We start from the raw sequence: 2,274 nt of genomic DNA on the forward strand, positions 1-2,274 counted from the left end.
AACGACCTCCTTCTGGAGATTTTATTTCTATATCAGCATAACTTACATTCGTAGTAAAGATAGTCAAAATAATAACATTTAAGAAACTTGGCTTTATCATAACCTTGCCTTTAATGAATTAAACCGAGCAGAATAATCTGTCATTCTCCCGGTTAATTTATACTCTTCCAGTAGTTTGTTTTCATTTACTCCGCTCTCATCCCCCTTGTTTGTGGGTCTAAACTTACAGCAGGATTATTGGCATGGAAGTTTTCAATTGTTTTTTAAAAATCAGGAATAACATAAGCAGGACAGTTTACAGAATGGTCTAATGCTACGGCCCTACCAAATTTACTCTTGAAAAAATTTAGTAAGCCTCGAATTTATCCTTTGAAATATTATCACCTCTGGAATTTTTACCTTCGTTAGATGAATAGTCAAAGAATATGTTATCAACCTTCACTGCTTTACCATTATCAAAAAAGTAAATAATTTTATTAAATTTATTGCAGCAATCGTCTTTTGAGTTAAAAGTAATGAGTTTTTTATAAGGATTATATACAAGAGTGCCATTTACTTTTGATAAGTTCTCATCTTCAGTCAATCCATTATCACCTGAGAGATAAACAGTCTGACTTCCATTATTTGGACGATGATCCGTTCTGACTACCAAGTCGTAAAAACCATCACCATTAATATCCACAAACTCCAAAGATGGTGGATCTATAGCATCAGTAACAATTATGCTTTCATTTTTATTTTTAAATGCCAAATTTATTTTATAGGAGCCTATATCAGAATCATCAGACTTAATATCTTTCAACTCACCGTCTTTGAATGAATTATTGTTTTGAATTGTTACGGGAACACATTTTTTATCACACCACTTACCTGTATAACCATTATCTGTATGAACAAGTGTTATAGCAGCTGTGCCGTTACTTGTCTTTTCTTTTAACTCAATAGAATTAGAATTTACCACTCCGTTTAACAAGATTCTATTTTTATATTTATCATATATATAACTTCCAGAGACAGTATCTCCGGAAGTAACAAGATTCATTGTAATATTACTCTTCCCAATGGTCCCACTATACATCGAAGAAACTGAATAATCAGTATTCATCACGTCCGAAGCACTACAAAATAATGGCAATGCGCATACAGTTAATAATAACGATATTTTTTTCATTAAACTCACTCCAGACCAAATGCATTCTTGGCGATAGATAATTTATTAACTCGATCATCCATATGATTCGGCTCTCTAGCTTTGTCTGGATAATAAGGATGCTCTTGCACCGCCCATCCATTGACATAAACTGAAACCCAATAAATATCGTCCCTATCAGCCGTAGCGTTTAACTTAGGTTTTATATACTTCCAAAAATATCCAGATGCTAATGCGGCATACCGTGGATTTTCTGATAACTGTTTTGCTCTAGACACTGACGATGTTATGTCAAACGTACTGTCATTAAGCTTAGTCCTGAGATATTCCTGGCACTTTGTGTAATTATCACGGCCAGTAATCTGTAACAACCCCCTGCCTTTAAATAGTGGACCATCTCCGGCATGAGTATTACCAAGATCACTGCGACCTTCATAAGCATTTCCCGAAGCAGTTTCTTCTGTATATCTGAAAAAACCTGTTTCGTGGAGAATCTGAGCCATAAAATGCGATTTTCGTAAAGGTGTATTTATTTCAAATAATTTCATAGTTTCATTCAGCGGTTCCAGATAAATACTAACCTTACCTTCACTATCGGAAGGGAGCATTAATTTTAATTGCTCGTATGTAATAAGTTGATCACCATCGGATAATAAAGCTGATAAAAATGCAATCGGATGCATATGCCACGGCTCCGGCCCCAGTACCACACCCTTTTCCGACACTGCCTTCATCCATGTCATCTTATCCAGAAACGATTCCAGATACGTTTTCCATAACGGTGCATCCCTGGTTAACGTATCCAGGTATGTCTTCCAGAGCGGGTCATCCTTGCCGTAGTACCATTCACTGGCGTGCTTCGCTATCACACGGTACAGGTGGTCCCGGTAGGAAACATTGTGAACTGCCTGAAGATATTCCTGTTCCGAGTAATAGCCGTCCTGGTTACTGTCGATCATCTCCAGCAATCGCTGGTAGTTATATTTGTTCAGGGCATGAGTGGTACGCGTTTCATCCTGTGCCGCTTTATACAACTGCTCCAGAATCCCCTTCACCACGTTATCCGGTTGTTTTATGCCATCAATCAGGTCAAAACTCTCCGGTGCCTTATTCAGCGTCATGTT

At 37.2% G+C, this 2,274-nt stretch carries 2 protein-coding genes; both read right to left on the reverse strand.

Features of this window, described 5'->3' with window-relative positions:
- Nucleotides 1-346: 346 nt before the first annotated feature.
- The gene (locus OVA10_RS22855) at nucleotides 347-1,171 is read right to left on the reverse strand and encodes an FG-GAP repeat protein (protein WP_268196927.1); all 825 of its coding nucleotides are present in this window, start codon (nucleotides 1,169-1,171) and stop codon (nucleotides 347-349) included.
- 5 nt (nucleotides 1,172-1,176) lie between these two features.
- Nucleotides 1,177-2,274: glycoside hydrolase family 19 protein (locus OVA10_RS22860; protein ID WP_442787986.1), on the reverse strand; the 1,098-nt coding region annotated here is incomplete at its 5' end.

The sequence above is a fragment of the Lelliottia sp. SL45 genome, from assembly GCF_026672535.1.
In the GTDB taxonomy this organism is placed as follows: Bacteria; Pseudomonadota; Gammaproteobacteria; order Enterobacterales; family Enterobacteriaceae; genus Enterobacter; species Enterobacter nimipressuralis.